The organism is Pseudomonas orientalis (assembly GCF_001439815.1).
GTDB classification, from domain to species: domain Bacteria; phylum Pseudomonadota; class Gammaproteobacteria; order Pseudomonadales; family Pseudomonadaceae; genus Aquipseudomonas; species Aquipseudomonas orientalis.
Window position 1 is genome coordinate 398,516 of the sequence record NZ_JYLM01000003.1, and the last position, 14,648, is coordinate 413,163.

At 59.9% G+C, this 14,648-nt stretch carries 17 protein-coding genes, 1 tRNA gene and 1 pseudogene; 11 read left to right on the forward strand and 8 right to left on the reverse strand.

The window, feature by feature from the left end:
* The first annotated feature begins 2 nt into the window (after positions 1-2).
* From TU82_RS09980 to TU82_RS10000, 5 genes are read left to right on the forward strand one after another with little or no spacing between them, the layout of a single operon-like run.
* Complete coding sequence (locus TU82_RS09980; protein ID WP_017254285.1) at positions 3-365, forward strand: STAS domain-containing protein; 363 nt, start codon at positions 3-5, stop codon at positions 363-365.
* Positions 362-766 carry an anti-sigma regulatory factor gene (locus TU82_RS09985; protein ID WP_057723040.1) on the forward strand — a complete coding sequence of 135 codons (405 nt, stop codon included), beginning with the start codon at positions 362-364 and terminating at the stop codon, positions 764-766. Before TU82_RS09980 ends, TU82_RS09985 begins: the two co-directional genes overlap by 4 nt.
* A complete protein-coding gene (locus TU82_RS09990; RefSeq protein ID WP_082631999.1) occupies positions 757-1,764 on the forward strand; it encodes an ATP-binding protein in 1,008 nt (335 codons plus the stop codon). The genes TU82_RS09985 and TU82_RS09990 overlap by 10 nt, the downstream gene beginning before the upstream one ends.
* The gene (locus TU82_RS09995; RefSeq protein WP_057723041.1) at positions 1,757-2,620 is read left to right on the forward strand and encodes a sensor histidine kinase; all 864 of its coding nucleotides are present in this window, start codon (positions 1,757-1,759) and stop codon (positions 2,618-2,620) included. Before TU82_RS09990 ends, TU82_RS09995 begins: the two co-directional genes overlap by 8 nt.
* Positions 2,610-4,553, forward strand: a complete 1,944-nt coding sequence (locus TU82_RS10000) for a response regulator (protein WP_057723042.1) — start codon at positions 2,610-2,612, stop codon at positions 4,551-4,553. The genes TU82_RS09995 and TU82_RS10000 overlap by 11 nt, the downstream gene beginning before the upstream one ends.
* Here TU82_RS10000 and TU82_RS29550 read toward each other — a convergent pair.
* Entirely contained in the window at positions 4,544-5,407 is an 864-nt protein-coding gene (locus tag TU82_RS29550; RefSeq protein WP_428838880.1) for a methyl-accepting chemotaxis protein, read from the reverse strand. The genes TU82_RS10000 and TU82_RS29550 overlap by 10 nt on opposite strands.
* A pseudogene (locus tag TU82_RS29555) lies at positions 5,402-6,169 on the reverse strand (MCP four helix bundle domain-containing protein); the annotation flags it as partial. The gene TU82_RS29550 and the pseudogene TU82_RS29555, both read right to left, overlap by 6 nt.
* A 301-nt stretch (positions 6,170-6,470) precedes the next feature.
* Here TU82_RS29555 and TU82_RS10010 point away from each other — a divergent pair.
* From TU82_RS10010 to TU82_RS10020, 3 genes are all read left to right on the forward strand, one after another.
* Positions 6,471-6,773: a type II toxin-antitoxin system HigB family toxin gene (locus TU82_RS10010; protein ID WP_057723044.1), complete on the forward strand. Its 303-nt coding sequence runs from the start codon at positions 6,471-6,473 to the stop codon at positions 6,771-6,773.
* A 3-nt stretch (positions 6,774-6,776) separates the two neighbouring features.
* Positions 6,777-7,148: a helix-turn-helix domain-containing protein gene (locus TU82_RS10015; RefSeq protein ID WP_057723045.1), complete on the forward strand. Its 372-nt coding sequence runs from the start codon at positions 6,777-6,779 to the stop codon at positions 7,146-7,148.
* A gap of 160 nt (positions 7,149-7,308) precedes the next feature.
* On the forward strand, positions 7,309-8,535 hold the full coding sequence (locus tag TU82_RS10020; RefSeq protein WP_057723046.1) for an MFS transporter: 1,227 nt from the start codon (positions 7,309-7,311) through the stop codon (positions 8,533-8,535).
* Positions 8,536-8,607: 72 nt separating this feature from the next.
* Here TU82_RS10020 and TU82_RS10025 read toward each other — a convergent pair whose 3' ends face one another.
* Positions 8,608-8,877: a DUF6124 family protein gene (locus TU82_RS10025; protein ID WP_057723047.1), complete on the reverse strand. Its 270-nt coding sequence runs from the start codon at positions 8,875-8,877 to the stop codon at positions 8,608-8,610.
* Positions 8,878-9,528: 651 nt separating this feature from the next.
* Here TU82_RS10025 and TU82_RS10030 point away from each other — a divergent pair.
* On the forward strand, positions 9,529-9,768 hold the full coding sequence (locus TU82_RS10030) for a type II toxin-antitoxin system RelB/DinJ family antitoxin (RefSeq protein ID WP_057723048.1): 240 nt from the start codon (positions 9,529-9,531) through the stop codon (positions 9,766-9,768).
* Positions 9,758-10,045 (forward strand): type II toxin-antitoxin system RelE family toxin, encoded by a 288-nt coding sequence (locus TU82_RS10035; protein ID WP_057723049.1) that lies wholly within the window; start codon positions 9,758-9,760, stop codon positions 10,043-10,045. Before TU82_RS10030 ends, TU82_RS10035 begins: the two co-directional genes overlap by 11 nt.
* A gap of 82 nt (positions 10,046-10,127) precedes the next feature.
* Here the strand turns inward: TU82_RS10035 and TU82_RS10040 are convergent.
* The 5 genes from TU82_RS10040 to dapA form a co-directional block, all read right to left on the reverse strand.
* Positions 10,128-10,217, reverse strand: a tRNA-Ser gene (locus TU82_RS10040).
* A gap of 83 nt (positions 10,218-10,300) precedes the next feature.
* On the reverse strand, positions 10,301-11,014 hold the full coding sequence (gene purC, locus TU82_RS10045) for a phosphoribosylaminoimidazolesuccinocarboxamide synthase (protein WP_057723050.1): 714 nt from the start codon (positions 11,012-11,014) through the stop codon (positions 10,301-10,303).
* Positions 11,015-11,041: 27 nt separating this feature from the next.
* On the reverse strand, positions 11,042-11,800 hold the full coding sequence (locus TU82_RS10050; RefSeq protein ID WP_057723051.1) for an MBL fold metallo-hydrolase: 759 nt from the start codon (positions 11,798-11,800) through the stop codon (positions 11,042-11,044).
* Positions 11,801-11,804: 4 nt separating this feature from the next.
* The gene (bamC, locus tag TU82_RS10055) at positions 11,805-12,920 is read right to left on the reverse strand and encodes an NlpB/DapX family lipoprotein (RefSeq protein ID WP_057723052.1); all 1,116 of its coding nucleotides are present in this window, start codon (positions 12,918-12,920) and stop codon (positions 11,805-11,807) included.
* Between the two features lie 17 nt (positions 12,921-12,937).
* Positions 12,938-13,816, reverse strand: coding sequence for a 4-hydroxy-tetrahydrodipicolinate synthase (gene dapA, locus TU82_RS10060; protein ID WP_057723053.1), 879 nt, complete (start codon positions 13,814-13,816; stop codon positions 12,938-12,940).
* A gap of 262 nt (positions 13,817-14,078) precedes the next feature.
* On the opposite strand from dapA, the gene TU82_RS10065 reads away from it, so the two are divergent.
* Complete coding sequence (locus TU82_RS10065; RefSeq protein WP_003189463.1) at positions 14,079-14,639, forward strand: glycine cleavage system transcriptional repressor; 561 nt, start codon at positions 14,079-14,081, stop codon at positions 14,637-14,639.
* Positions 14,640-14,648: the final 9 nt, after the last annotated feature.

Sequence of the window (14,648 nt, forward strand, 5' to 3'; positions counted from 1 at the left end):
GCATGGAACGCATCCCTATTTTGCAGATGGGCGAGTTTTTGCTCGTGACCATCCAGGTGGACATGCACGACCAACTCGCGCTGACCTTGCAGGACGATCTGTCCGAGCGTATCAGCCGTACCTCGGCGCGCGGCGTGCTCATCGATATCTCGGCGCTGGACATGGTCGACTCTTTCATCGGCCGCATGATCGGTACCATCTCCGGGCTGTCCCGGATCATGGATGCACAAACCGTACTGGTGGGCATGCAGCCCGCAGTCGCCATTACTCTGGTGGAACTGGGCATGACCCTGCCCGGGGTGGCGACCGCACTCAATGTCGAGCGTGGCATGAAGCTGTTGCGCGACCGGGTAGAACACTCATGAACCAAGCCAGCAGCGGCACACACCCTGTGCTGATAGAACAGGACGTTGTGCTGGCTCGACAATTGGTACGCAAACTGGCCCAGGACTGCGGCATGCGCCTGATCGACTTGACCAAACTGGTCACGGCGGTCAGCGAGTTGGCGCGTAACACCGTGGTCTATGGCGGTGGTGGTTATATGGACTGGGCAGTGATCGAGAAAGATCACCGCCCCGGCGTTCGCCTCACGTTTCGCGACGAGGGGCCAGGGATTCCCGACCTCAAGCTGGCGATGACCGACGGCTGGACTTCCGGAGGCGGTCTGGGCCTTGGACTCACCGGGGCCAAGCGTCTGGTGGACGAGTTTGAACTGGACACCGAGCCTGGCAAGGGTACCCGCGTGACGATTACCCGATGGGCCTGAATATTCCCAGCGCACTCACGCAAGTGCTCCTGATTGAAGATACCAGCCAGATCGGCCACGCCCGACGCACCGCCCAACAGTTTTCCGAGTCGCTGGGCTTCGATGAGACCGATGCGGGCCGCGTAGCCCTGGTCGCCACCGAGCTTGCCAGCAATATTCTCAAACATGCCAGCCATGGTGAGCTGCACCTGCGCGCCACCGGCAACGGCGGCGTCGAGATGATCGCCATCGACCGTGGGCAAGGCTTTGACATCGACAGCGGGCTGGTGGACGGTTTTTCCACCGGGGGTACCCAGGGCATCGGGCTGGGGGCGATATCCCGCCTGGCGCAGGTGTTCGATGCCCATGCCGATCAGCGCGGCGCGGCGATACTGGCGAGGCTGACGCCGCGCGCCGTAACGACCCGGGATATTCGCTACGGCGTCAGCCAGCACTCGCTGCATAACGACCCTCACTGCGGTGATGCCTGGCACCTGGCAGTCGAGCCTGGGCGGTTCAGCGTAATGATGGCCGACGGGCTCGGCCATGGCGAATACGCCGAGCAGGCCGCCCAAGCGGGGGAAGAGGTGTTTGCACAGAATGCCTTCATGGATTCGACGGTCCTGATGAGCGATATGCACATCGGCATGAATGGCACCCGTGGCGCCGCCATGGCGGTGGCCCAGTACGATGCCGTGGCCGATACGCTCAGGTTTACCGGCGTCGGCAATATCGGCGGCAGCCTGATCGGGCCTGACAAGCCACGCGGCCTGGCCTCCCACCCTGGTATCGTCGGCGTGCAGTTTCGCAAGGCACAGCCCTTCGACTATGCTCAAGTGGCCGATCAGTTGCTGATCCTATACAGCGACGGCCTGCAATCACGCTGGAATCTTTCAGACTATCCGGGGCTCGTCCACCGCCACCCTGCCCTGATTGCCGCCATCCTGCACCGTGACTTCTGCCGCGGTCGGGACGACGTTACTGTCTTCGTGATTGCCCTGGAGGCCATCGATGGCTGAAACCACTGCCTCGCTCGCCGCTGAAATCCAACGCCTGCGCCAGGAAGCAGATGCCCTGCGCGCGGAACTGGATGAAACCAACCAGGGCGTGCTGGCGCTGTATGCCGAACTGGACATGCAAGCCGACCAACTGCGTCAGGCGTCCGACCTCAAGAGTCGTTTCCTGTCGTACATGAGCCATGAGTTCCGCACGCCCCTGGGCTCGATCCTGAGCATCACCAGCCTGCTCGCCGACGAGTTGGACGGCCCGTTAAGCTCGGAGCAACATACGCAGGTGGGGTTTATCGCAAGCTCGGCGCGCGAATTGCGCGAGATGGTCGATGACTTGCTCGACCTGGCCAAGATCGAGGCCGGGCGCATCACTATTTCTCCGGCCTGGTTCGATATGTTCGACATGTTCTCGGCGCTGCGCGGGATGTTCCGCCCCATTGTCGACGCGTCATCGGTCGACCTGATCTTCGAAAAGCCTTCCGGCCTGCCCAAGCTCTACACCGATGACAAGAAACTCGCGCAGATACTGCGCAACTTTATTTCCAACGCCCTGAAGTTCACCCTGCAGGGCGAAGTGCGGGTCTCGGCGCGCATGGAGAGCGAACACGAAATCCGTTTTGCAGTGCAGGACACCGGCCTGGGCATACCCGCCGACTTGCACAACAATCTGTTCGAAGACTTTTCCCAGATCGACTCACCCTTGCAGAAACGCCTGCGCGGCACGGGCCTGGGCCTGTCGCTGTGCAAGCGCTTTGCCGAGTTGCTGGGTGGCAGGGTCGGTGTTGAAAGCACGCCCGGCATAGGCTCGCTGTTCTTCGTGGTTATCCCTCTCTCCATTGCCAGCGAGAACGTCGATGAAACGTGACATCCAACTGCTGATCGTCGACGACAATGCCGCCACGCGCTACGCCCTGCGCCGACGCCTCGAACGCCATCACTATCAGGTGCTTGAAGCCGGCACGGGTCAGGACGGGCTGGACCTGATCGCCACTGGAAAAATCGATGCGCTGATCCTCGACGTCAACCTGCCGGACATGAGCGGCTTCGATATCGTGCGCCAGTTACGCACCGACCCGAACACCGCCTTGCTGCCTGTGGTGCACGTGTCGGCGGCATCCATCGAGACCGGCGACATCATCACCGGCCTGGACGCCGGGGCTGACGCCTACCTGATCCACCCGATCGACCCCGAGGTCCTGCTGGCGACCCTGCGCACCCTTTTGCGCGTGCGCGACACCGAATACGCGCTAGGAGAGAGCGAGGCACGTTTTCGTGAGATCTTCTTTAATATCAGCGCACCGATTGCAGTGATGGACGCGCAGCTGAAGGTCCACGAATGCAACCACGCGTTCGCCCAGTTGATTCACGACAACCTCAACCCCGATGCCCTGCTTGAATGCTTCGCCGGCGACCAGTATGCGGTTATCCAGGAACTGTGCCTGCGCCTGGCGGCCGGCGAGCGCTGGAAAGGCACGCTGCAGATGAAAGTCGACGGCCAACTGCGCGAAACCGAGTGGCAGATTTCGCCCTATGACCGTGCCGAGCTGAGCCTGGTATTTGTCGAGGACGTGACTGAACACCGCCATCGCGAGCGCCACCAACAGGCCGAACTCGCCAACGCGGCGACCCGCCTGGCACGCACCGAAGCGCTACTGCTCCAGGCACAGAAAATGGATGCCCTGGGCAAACTTACCGGCGGCATCGCCCATGACTTCAACAACCTGCTCACCGGTATCATCACCAGCCTGGAGCTGATCAAGAAGCGCATCGAAAGCCAGCGCACCGACAAGGTGCTGGGCTATGCCGACGCCGCGCTCAGTTCAGCCCTGAGCGCCGCCGGCCTGACCAACCGCCTGCTCGCATTCGCCCGCCAGCAGCCGCTGGACACGCGGCCCATCGATATCAACGCGCATATCCGCTCCCTGGAAGAACTGCTGGTGCGCACCATCGGCGAACACATCACCTTGAAGCTGGAACTGACCAACAACGCTGCCGTGGCGATGGTCGATCCGATACAACTGGAAAGTGCAGTGCTGAACCTGGTGATCAATGCCCGCGATGCGCTGCCCAAGGGCGGCAACATCTGGGTGACCACCTACCCTGCCTACTCCAACGGCAACCTCAAGCTGGAAGACGGTACCTACATCGCACTGTCGGTACGGGACAACGGCGTAGGCATCGAGCACAGTGTCATCGACAAAGTGTTCGATCCCTTCTTCACCACCAAGCCAGTGGGCCAGGGCACCGGCCTGGGCCTGTCGACCATCTATGGTTTTGCGCGCCAGTCCGGCGGCGATGCGCAGATCCGCAGCGTCGCCCGCCAAGGCACTGAAGTGACAATCATGCTCCCGGCCGCGGAAGGCCCCGCCTCGGTGACCACCGCGACGTTGGCAAAGCCGGGCAAGAGCAACGGTGAACACATACTCATCGTCGAAGACATGCCTTCGGTGCGCAGCTTTGTCGCCGAAGTGCTGGCAGACGCCGGTTACCGCTGCAGCCTGGCAGCTGACGGTGACGAAGCGATCGCTAGCTTGAAGACTGACCTGACGATCAACCTGTTGCTCACCGATGTCGGCCTGCCCTACATGACCGGCCGCGAACTGGCTGACTTCGCCCGAAGCCTGCGCACCGACTTGCCGATCCTGTTCATGACCGGCTACGCCGAGAATGCAGCCAATCGCCAGAACTTCCTGGGTGAACGCATGGACCTGATCACCAAGCCATTTCACATCGATGAGCTGCTTGAGAAGATTCGCCAGGGCCTGGAAGCAAGTCCTGGCGCCGCTGACTACAGCTGAAACCGCGCCACCGCTTCGTTCAGCGAAGCCGCCAACTGCGCCAGCTCGCGACTCGATCCGTTGATCTGCCCGGCGCCGGATGAGGATTGCGCAGACAAGTCGCGAATATTGACGATGTTGCGATCGACCTCCTTGGCCACTTGCGCCTGCTCTTCCGCCGCGCTGGCAATCACCAGGTTGCGCTGGTGGATCTGATCGATGGAGTCGGTGATCTGACTCAATGCGCCACCCGCCCCTTCTGCCAGGGCCAGGGTGTCGGTGGCGCGCTGGGTACTCGATTGCATTGAGGTCAGCGCGTGATCCGACCCTGTGCGCATCGCCGTGACCATCTGGTCGATTTCCAGGGTCGATTGCTGGGTACGATGTGCCAGCGCGCGCACTTCGTCGGCAACGACCGCAAAGCCGCGCCCGGATTCACCGGCCCGCGCGGCCTCGATGGCGGCATTGAGCGCCAGCAAGTTGGTCTGTTCGGCAATCGAGCGAATCACATCGAGCACCTTGCCGATATCACGCGATTGTTCGGCGAGGTTCTGCACCAGCGTCGAGGTTTCACCTATGTTGGTGCTCAGGGCCTGGATGGCGCTGACGGTTTCGCCAACGCGATGCTGGCCTTCGCGCGCCGTTTCATTGGAAACACGCGTGGATTCAGAGGTGGACACTGCGTTGCGCGCCACTTCATCCGCTGCGGATGTCATCTCGTTGACGGCGGTAGCGGCCTGCTCGATTTCGGCAGTCTGCTTTTGCAGGCTGCGGCTGCTCTGGTCGGTGATGCCATTCAAGTCGGTGGCGGATGCGGCCATCTGCCCCGCCGACTGGCGGATCAGCTGCAAGGTCCCGCGCAGATTGGCCTGCATGGTCTTGAGTGCAACCAGCAGACGCGTCACTTCATCGTCACCGGTCACGTCCACCGTCTGGGTCAGGTCGCCTTGAGCCACGTTTTCGGCAGCTCGCACCGCATGGCTCAGCGGACCGACAATGCTGCGCGTCAGCAACCAGGCCAGTGCCACGGTACTCAGAGCGGCCAGGAGTACGAAGCCGAACACCATGGTGCGCGAGCGGCTGTACTGCGACTCGGCCAGTTGGCCCTGCTGGTTGATCTGCGCGTTGTAGTAGTCCGCGAGGGCATTGAGCTGCGTGCCGGAGCCATCGATCACGGTTTTCATGTCCACCAGCAGCAACTTGTTCAGCTCGGCGCCCTGCTGCTTGTCGGCAAGCACGAAGGACTGGGCCAGCCCCTGTTGGTACTGACGCAGCGAACCCTGGAACTGGTCGTAGAGCGCGCGCACTTGCGGGGTATCGATGACCGCATCGAGCTCTGCCAGCTTTTTGGTCAGGTCCTGGCTGCGAGTGTCCATCTGGCTGCGGTATTGCGGGATGCCTGCCGGATTCGGGTCCAGCGCCATGCGCAAAGAGATCGTACGAATGCGCAGCATGATTTCGCGAATGTCCGCCACCAGCCGCATCTTGGGCACCAGCCCGCTTTCAACCTGCACCGCACTGGCGCGGATGCTTGCCATGTTCGACAGGGCAAAAAACCCCAGCAGGGCCACGAGCAAAGCGATCAAGGCAAAACCCAGACCCGCACGGCGAGCGATGGACAGGTTGCGAAGGGACATTTCGGGGGGATCTCTTATTGGGATATGACGTCGTATGAGAGGGTTTCGGCCTGCGCAGGCGGGACTTTAGAGCGTAGCTGGAAGGGAAATTAATTGTCATGAATATCAGGGAGTTATTTGACCTGTTGACGAGCAAAAAGCTACTTGAGGGCAATACTGGGTTCGGAACGTCTTCCTTCACCGTTACAACGGAGATTCCTTATGCGGCAAAACCTTTTCTGACCTAAGGCGGCTATCCAAAAACAACCGTTACCAATAATACGAGCTTGCACAAGTCCCATCATGGGACTAGGATTTCCTCATGAGAATCATCGCGATCAGCCAACTCAAAACCTTTTGGCGCAAGTACCCGGACGCCGAGCAATCGCTACTGGCTTGGATAGATGAGGCAAAAAACGCGGACTGGTCCACCCCGGCTGACATCAAGGAACAGTTTCGTCATGCAAGCGTCCTCAAGAGCCGCAGAGTCGTCTTCAATATAAAAGGCAACGACTACCGACTCGTGGTCGCAGTGGCCTATCGCTACGGCGCTCTCTACATCAAGTTCGTCGGTACGCATAAGCAGTACGACGCGATTGACGCCGACACTGTTGAAACGGAGTAACCCATGAATATCCGCCCCATCCATACCGAGCAAGACTATAAAGACGCACTGAAGTCAGTCTCCCCACTGTTCGATGACGAACCGGAACCCGGTACGCCAGAAGGTGATTACTTCGACGTGATGATCACCCTGATTGAAGCCTATGAGGCCAAACATTTCCCGATTGACCTGCCCACCCCAGTCGACGCCATTCGTTTCAGAATGGAACAGTCTGGTCTTTCGGCAGCAGATCTGGTGCCCGCCATCGGCCGTCAAAACCGGGTCTATGAGGTGCTTAATGGAAAACGCGCACTCACTTTGCCAATGATTTGGAAACTGCATGAAATGTTTGGAATTCCGGCCGAGAGCCTGATTCGGCCGGTAAAAAATGCGTGAAATCTATAGTCGTAACGACTGAATCCAGACGCATCGATTGCACTGATGATTACTATCGAACCGAGCGCCTGCTCAATTACCACCACTGGTTTCTATAATCGCTCCAAATTCCCTCCCCCTCGCCTGTTTTCAGGCGACGCTCACCCCGGAACTGAACTCCATGCCAAATGCCAGCCAGGCCCCTCGCGGCCTTCCCGAACATAATCAACAAAGTGTCAAACAGCAGTGGCTGGCGATTCTTTCGGTCGCTGTGGGTGCCTTTGCCCTGGTGACCAGCGAGTTTCTGCCGGTGGGCGTGCTCAACGACGTTGCCAGCGACCTCGGCATCAGCGCCGGCCACGCAGGCCTGATGGTGACCCTGCCGGGCATCATGGCCGCCCTCGCGGCGCCGCTGCTGTCCGTGATCATTGGAAAGATGGATCGCCGCTATCTGCTGATCGGCCTGACATTGGTCATGATCATCGCCAACCTTGTAGTGTCCCTGGCCAGTGACTTCAGCCTGCTGCTGTTCGGCCGCGTGCTGCTGGGCATCAGCATCGGTGGTTTCTGGGCGACGGCCATCGCCCTCAGCGGTCGCCTGGCGCCCAGGGGAGTGGACGTCGCCAAAGCCACCTCGATCATCATGATGGGCGTCACCCTCGCCACCGTACTGGGCGTGCCCGTCGGCACCTGGCTGAGTGGCCTGATGGGTTGGCGCATGACCTTCCTGGTTACCGCGCTGCTGGGTGTACCGGTACTGCTGGCGCAGGTCTTCCTGTTGCCTCGACTCTACCCGGAGAAGGCCATTCTGGTCAGTGACCTGCCGGCGCTGTTTATCAACCCACGCGCTCGGGTCGGATTGATCGCCGTGTTGTTGATCGGCCTCGCGCACTTTGCCGCCTACACCTATGTCGCGCCGTTCTTCAAGAACAGCGCCGGCTTCGACGGGCCGACGATCGGTTCGCTGCTGCTGATGTTTGGCGTGGCCGGGGTCGCAGGCAACATTTTTGCCGGCTTCGCCGCCAACCGCAGCGTGCGCCACACCCTGCTGCTGGTCGCGCTGATGATCGGCACCAGCACCGCCCTGTTCCCCTACTTCGCCACCGGCATGCTCGGCGCCACGATGCTGATCGCGCTATGGGGCTTTGCCTTCGGCGCCTTCCCGGCGTGCGCCAGTATCTGGATGTTCGTGGTCGCGCCCAAGGATGTGGAACGTGGCATGCCGTTGTTCGTTGCGTTGTTCCAGGTGATCATTGCGCTGGGCTCGTTCTTTGGTGGACAGATCGTCGACCACCTGGGCACTTCGGTGTTGTTGAGCCTGGCCACGGCGCTGGTGGGCGCAGGTTTTGTCACGGTGCTGGTGCTGGGGCGTAACATCAGCAATCGCCTGGTGGCGCAGCCGGCCTGACGAGCCTGGACACACTAAAAAGCCTGCTGGGCGTTGAGCTCGGCAGGCTTTTTTTGTTTCAGGAACTGTTGTTTATTTCGCTGTCGGGAAATCACGCTCAAGGACTGAGTCGACCAGCGACTGGGCGTTCTCGATGAGTTGAGCCAGACCCATGATCACGGGTGACTGAGTACTGTCCGGATCTTCGGCGCATTGGTAGGCAGTTTGGAGAGCGGAGGAAAGAATTTCGGCGGTGTTTGTCAGGGCTTCTTCGGTGCCGACGTCATCGGCTACGCAAAAGATCTTGCGCGAATGCCCTTCGTTATCGAGAGGTTCAGCTGGATTAGCGGTGATCTTTTTCATGATGTAACTCCACGTTATGACGGGAGCTACCACTCACTGCTGTCAAACAGTATTGGGTGGCAGCTGTACGCGGGTTGACAGACCGGAAACGTGGAAACCCGGCGCACCCGAAGGTGCCCCACGCACAGCCGCCATAACAGGTGAGCACAGACAAACGTCTGAAACCAGTTTGGGGAGGCGTAAAAGTCGCACGTTATTCGGTCTGTCAAAACCGGTCGCCATGAGGGCGACGGCGGAAGGTTAGCGCCCTGCCCCAGCCAACGCAACCCTGCTCGGAAACTGCCGATCCCACACAACGTAAGCGGCTATTTCGGAAAGGCTTGGTAACGAGAATTCCCGCAGTGAAACTTGAGCATCCAGGTCTCTGAGCTAGCCTCAAAAGAGTCGCCGGTGTGACGACGTACTTGCCAGGGAGCTTATATGCCAACGAGATATCGCGATGCGGTCACAGGGGAATACGTGACAGAGGGTGAGGCAAAGAAAAGGCCAAGAGAGACGGTTAAGGAAACGGATAAAAAGCCGTCAGCAAAACCGAAGGGAAAAAAGTAGGGTCAACGAATGAAAGCGATTGCCGTATGTCCAGACAGACTTGCCAAAGGGACGCATCTGACTCAATGTAATGACCAACGTCATTACACGAGGACCTTTCCCATGGCATCTATCAACGTTCGTATTGATGACGACCTGAAAGCTCGCGCCTACCTCGAATTGGAGAAGCTCGGCGTCACGCCCTCCGAGCTGATGCGTCAGGCGCTGCAGTACGTAGCCGAGCGTGGTCAGCTGCCATTTAAGCCCGTGCTGATGACGGAGGAAGATGAAGCCTTGATGGCCACCGTACGTGAACGCTTGGCATCTCCCCAGCGAGTGAAGGTTTCGTTGGATGACCTATAGCCTTGATTTTGATGCACGCGCATTGAAGGAATGGCAAAAACTCGGCGACACCCTCCGTCAGCAATTCAAGAAGAAGCTGGCGGAGACTCTGAACAATCCCCGCAATGAAGCCAATCGCCTGCATGGACTCCCTGACTGTTACAGGATCAAATTACGCAGTAGCGGTTACAGACTGGTCTATCAAGTGGTCGATCAGGAGATTACCGTCGTCGTGGTGGCCGTGGATAAGCGAGAGCATGGTCAGGCGTATCGGAAAGCGACTGAGCGCTTGAGCTAACCGTAGGTTGATAGTCCTTTACAAAAGACGCCCAAACGAAAAAGCCCCGTAGATTATTCAGCTACGGGGCTTTTTTATGTAATGGCGGAGAGATAGGGATTCGAACCCTAGGTACCGGTGAAGGTACAACGGATTTCGAATCCGTCCCATTCGGCCACTCTGGCATCTCTCCAACGGCGCGCATCATAACAGCCTGTTTCGTGGAAGCAAAGCTCTGTCGAGATTTTTTTCCGTGCTATCAGATGCTTGCGTCGATTAAAGCGGTACGCCAAGGCGCTGGGCGACTTCTTCGTAGGCTTCGATCACGTCACCGAGGCCCTGGCGGAAGCGGTCTTTGTCCATCTTCTTCTTGGTGTCCTTGTCCCACAGGCGGCAGCCGTCCGGGCTGAATTCGTCGCCCAGGACGATGGAGCCGTCGTGGAATACGCCGAACTCAAGCTTGAAGTCCACCAGCAACAGGCCAGCATCGTCGAACAGCTTGCTCAGCACGTCGTTGACCTTGAGGGACAACTCTTTCATGCGCGCCAATTGTTCAGCGGTACCCCAGCCGAACGCCACGACGTGGGATTCGTTGATGAACGGGTCGCCCTTGGCGTCGTCCTTCAGGAACAGTTCGAAGGTGTACGGGTTGAGTTTGAGGCCCTCTTCCACGCCCAGGCGCTTGACCAGGCTGCCGGCGGCGTAGTTACGCACGACGCATTCGACCGGGATCATGTCGAGCTTCTTGACCAGGCATTCGTTATCGCCCAGCAGTTTGTCGAATTGGGTCGGAACGCCGGCTTCTTCGAGTTTCTGCATGATGAAGGCGTTGAACTTGTTGTTCACCATGCCCTTGCGGTCCAACTGTTCGATGCGCTTGCCGTCGAACGCCGAGGTGTCGTTGCGAAACAGCAGGATCAAGCGGTTGGCGTCGTCGGTCTTGTACACCGACTTGGCTTTGCCGCGGTAGAGTTCTTCACGTTTTTCCATGATGGGCTCCGCTTTGAGTGAGGTGGGCTAGGCGATGTGGCGCCAGTCGAGCCCTGAATCTTGATCGGCCAGTTGCAGCCAGTCCGGGTCGCACCCAAGGGTGTCGACAAAACATTGCCGGGCAAGCGTCGGCAGGTTGTTCTTGCTGCTGAGATGGGCCAGGACCAGGTGTTGCAGGTCTTGCCAGCCCAACTCGTACACCAGGTACGCCGCCTGGTGGTTGTTCAAATGTCCCAGTTCGCCGCCCACCCGCTGTTTGAGAAAGTAGGGGTAATGACCGCGCGCCAGCAGGTCTCGGCAGTGATTGGACTCGATCATCAAGGCATCGAGATCGCGGTAACCGTCCAGCACCTTGGCGCAGTAGGAACCCAGGTCGGTGAGTACACCGAAGCGCCGCTCGCCGTCACTGAACACATATTGCGTCGGCTCCTGGGCGTCGTGAGCGACCGCGACAACGCTGATGCTCAAGGCACCAATCTGCAGTTGCTCGCCACCGGCCAGGAAACCTGCGGGTTCAATGGGTTTGCGCATCCCGCGCAACGTGCCGCGACTCAAGTACACCGGAAGATTGTAGCGCCGAGACAGCAAACCCACGCCATGCACGTGGTCGGCATGTTCGTGGGTCACCAGAATCGCGCTCAGCTGCGCGGGATGAACCCCCAGGCGCAGCAGGCGCCGCTCGGTTTCTCTTAGCGAGAAACCACAATCCACCAGTACGTACGTGTCGTCGTGGGCGACCAGCGTGCCGTTCCCTTGGCTACCGCTACCGAGAACAGCAAAACGCATCGGATCAGCCCAGGTTGTCCTGAATCACGCCCAACACTTTGCGTGCTGTTTCAGCCGGCGCGACGGTGTTGATGTTCTTCTCGACGGTGACTTGCACGCTCTCGCCAACCTTGCTCAAACGAACCTGGTAACGCTCGGCGCGGGTCTCGACTTCTTCCTTGGTCGGCTGGCTGCCGAACAATTTGCCGAAGAAACCTGGCTCGTCATCTTTTTTCTCGGCCTTTTCAGCCACGTTGATGTAGTACAGGCCCAGGCTGCGGTTGATGTCCTCAACGCGCCAAGGTCCCTGCTCCAGGGCGCGACCTACGCTGGCCCAGGCACGGTCCAGGTCTTCACCCAGGTTCAGCACCACGTTGCCGCTGCCATCCTCGGTGAGGCTGACGCGGCTAGGGGTGTCGTAATCACGTGCGGCGAGCAGGGAAACCGAGCCGCCCTTCTCGGAGATACGGCTCATGCTGGCCAGCATCTCATCGACCAGCGCGGCGTCGACACCGGTATTGACCGAGCGCGGCGTGAAATCGACGCTGGCCGTGCTCCCGGCAGGACGCTCGGCGCTGACCACATAGACTTCACTGGTATTGCGCTGTACGCCTGGCTCGATGCGCACACGCACACGGGCTTCGCTGTCGGCGGCTACACCGCCGGCCAGCAGGCGCTGGGCCATGTTGGCGGACAACTCACGGCCTTGCTGCCACGCCGTGGTGAACTCACCCGTCTGTGGGCGTTGCTCGTCGATGCGGAAACCATTGTCCTGGAAAAACTGCACCGCCACCGGCCAGACTTCGGCGGGTGGGCGCTGAGCCACGATCCAGCGGTTGTCGCCACTCTTTTGCAGGCTGTAGTCGCTGGCATCGGCCACTGCCGTGATCGGCTGCGGACGTGGCACCACGTATTCACCCTTGACGGTGTCGTCGGCGACATTGCGTGGAATCGGCAGCAGCGGGTCGAGACGCTTGGCGACGCTGACGTCAGGCGGCAGTTGCATCGGTTTGGTGGCTTGCGCTTCAAGGTAATCGCTGCCGCGGTCACGGAAGTAGCCTTCCGGGCCCCATACCCAACCGCAGCCACTGGTGCTGGAGATAATCAAGGCAAGTGCGGAAAGTCCGGCCAATCGCTTCATGCGTAGTGCTTCCTCAATTAAACCAGGACGCCGGACTGGCGCAGGGCCTGTCGCAGCGGTTCGTGAAAGGCTTCGCTGAGACGGGTGAGCGGCAGACGGATACCGTCCGGCATCATGCCCATTTCAGTCAGCGCCCATTTCACGGGAATAGGGTTGGATTCGATAAACAGTGTCTTGTTGAGCGGCATCAGCTTCTCGTGGATCGCGCGGGCGGTCACGGCGTCGCCGGCAATGGCGGCGGCGCACAGGTCGCTCATGGCACGCGGGGCCACATTGGCGGTCACGCTGATGTTGCCTTTGCCGCCCAGCAGGATCAGTTCCACGGCGGTGGCGTCGTCACCGGAATACAACAGGAAGTCGCTGTTGACCCCGGCCAGGATGTCCTTGGCGCGCTGCAGGTCGCCAGTGGCTTCCTTGATGCCGATGATGTTCGGCACGCTGGACAGGCGGATCACCGTCTCGGCCTTCATATCGCACGCGGTGCGACCCGGCACGTTATAAAGGATCTGAGGGATCTGGACGGCTTCGGCGATGGCTTTGAAATGCTGGTACAAGCCTTCCTGGGTCGGCTTGTTGTAGTACGGCGTTACCAGCAGGCAGGCGTCGGCGCCGGCCTTCTTGGCATTCCTGGTCAATTCGATCGCTTCACGCGTCGAGTTGGCGCCGGTACCGGCGATCACGGCGATGCGGCCTGCAACGCGCTTGACCACGAACTCGATCACCTGGATGTGTTCTTCCACGTCGAGGGTGGCCGACTCACCGGTAGTGCCGACCGCCACGATGGCGTTGGTGCCTTCTTGCAGGTGGAAGTCCACCAGTTTGCCCAGGCTGTCCCAGTCGAGATGACCTTGTGCATCCATGGGTGTGACCAGTGCCACCATACTGCCCGCAATCATGCAACCGCTCCTGCCGGAAAAAGAGAGCCGTAATGGTACTGGCGCTAAGATGCTTGTACAAGCGAAGTACCGTGCGAGGACGTGTTCTGGCGCAACTAAACGACGGGCAATGCCATCATTGGGCCAAAGCAGCGCTTGAAGCAGGTCGTTCACGCAATGAAAACGCCACCTCCTAGCCCTTGGCGATGGTTTTCGCTACCCTTCATCCTTTGATCGATACCGCTCTGACAGTATCGACCGCTCATCGCTTTAGGAAGGCTGCATGTCCACCCCCACAGTTCGCGAACAATTCCTTGTTATCAGTGCCCTCGGCGCCAACCCCATGGAGCTGACCAACGTCCTGTGCCGCGCCAGCCATGAGAACCGCTGCGCCGTGGTGACCTCGCGCCTGACCCGCCATGGCGAGTGCAGTGCGCTGGTGTTGCAGATTTCCGGCAGTTGGGACGCCCTGGCGCGCCTTGAGACCGGCCTGCCGGGCCTGGCCAAGAAGCACGACTTCACCGTCAACGTCGTGCGCAGCGCTGCCCTGGAAAATCGCCCACAGGCCCTGCCTTATGTGGCGTATGTCAGCTCCGCCTATCGCTCGGACATCGTCAACGAGCTGTGCCAGTTCTTCATCGACCACAACGTCGAGCTGGAGAACCTGACCTGCGACACTTACCAGGCGCCGCAAACCGGCGGCACCATGCTCAATGCTACCTTCACCGTGACCTTGCCGGCCGGCGTGCAGATCAGTTGGCTGCGCGACCAGTTCCTGGATTTCGCCGACGCCCTGAACCTTGACGCGCTGATCGAGCCATGGCGCCCACAGAACCCCATGTAAGGACGTACC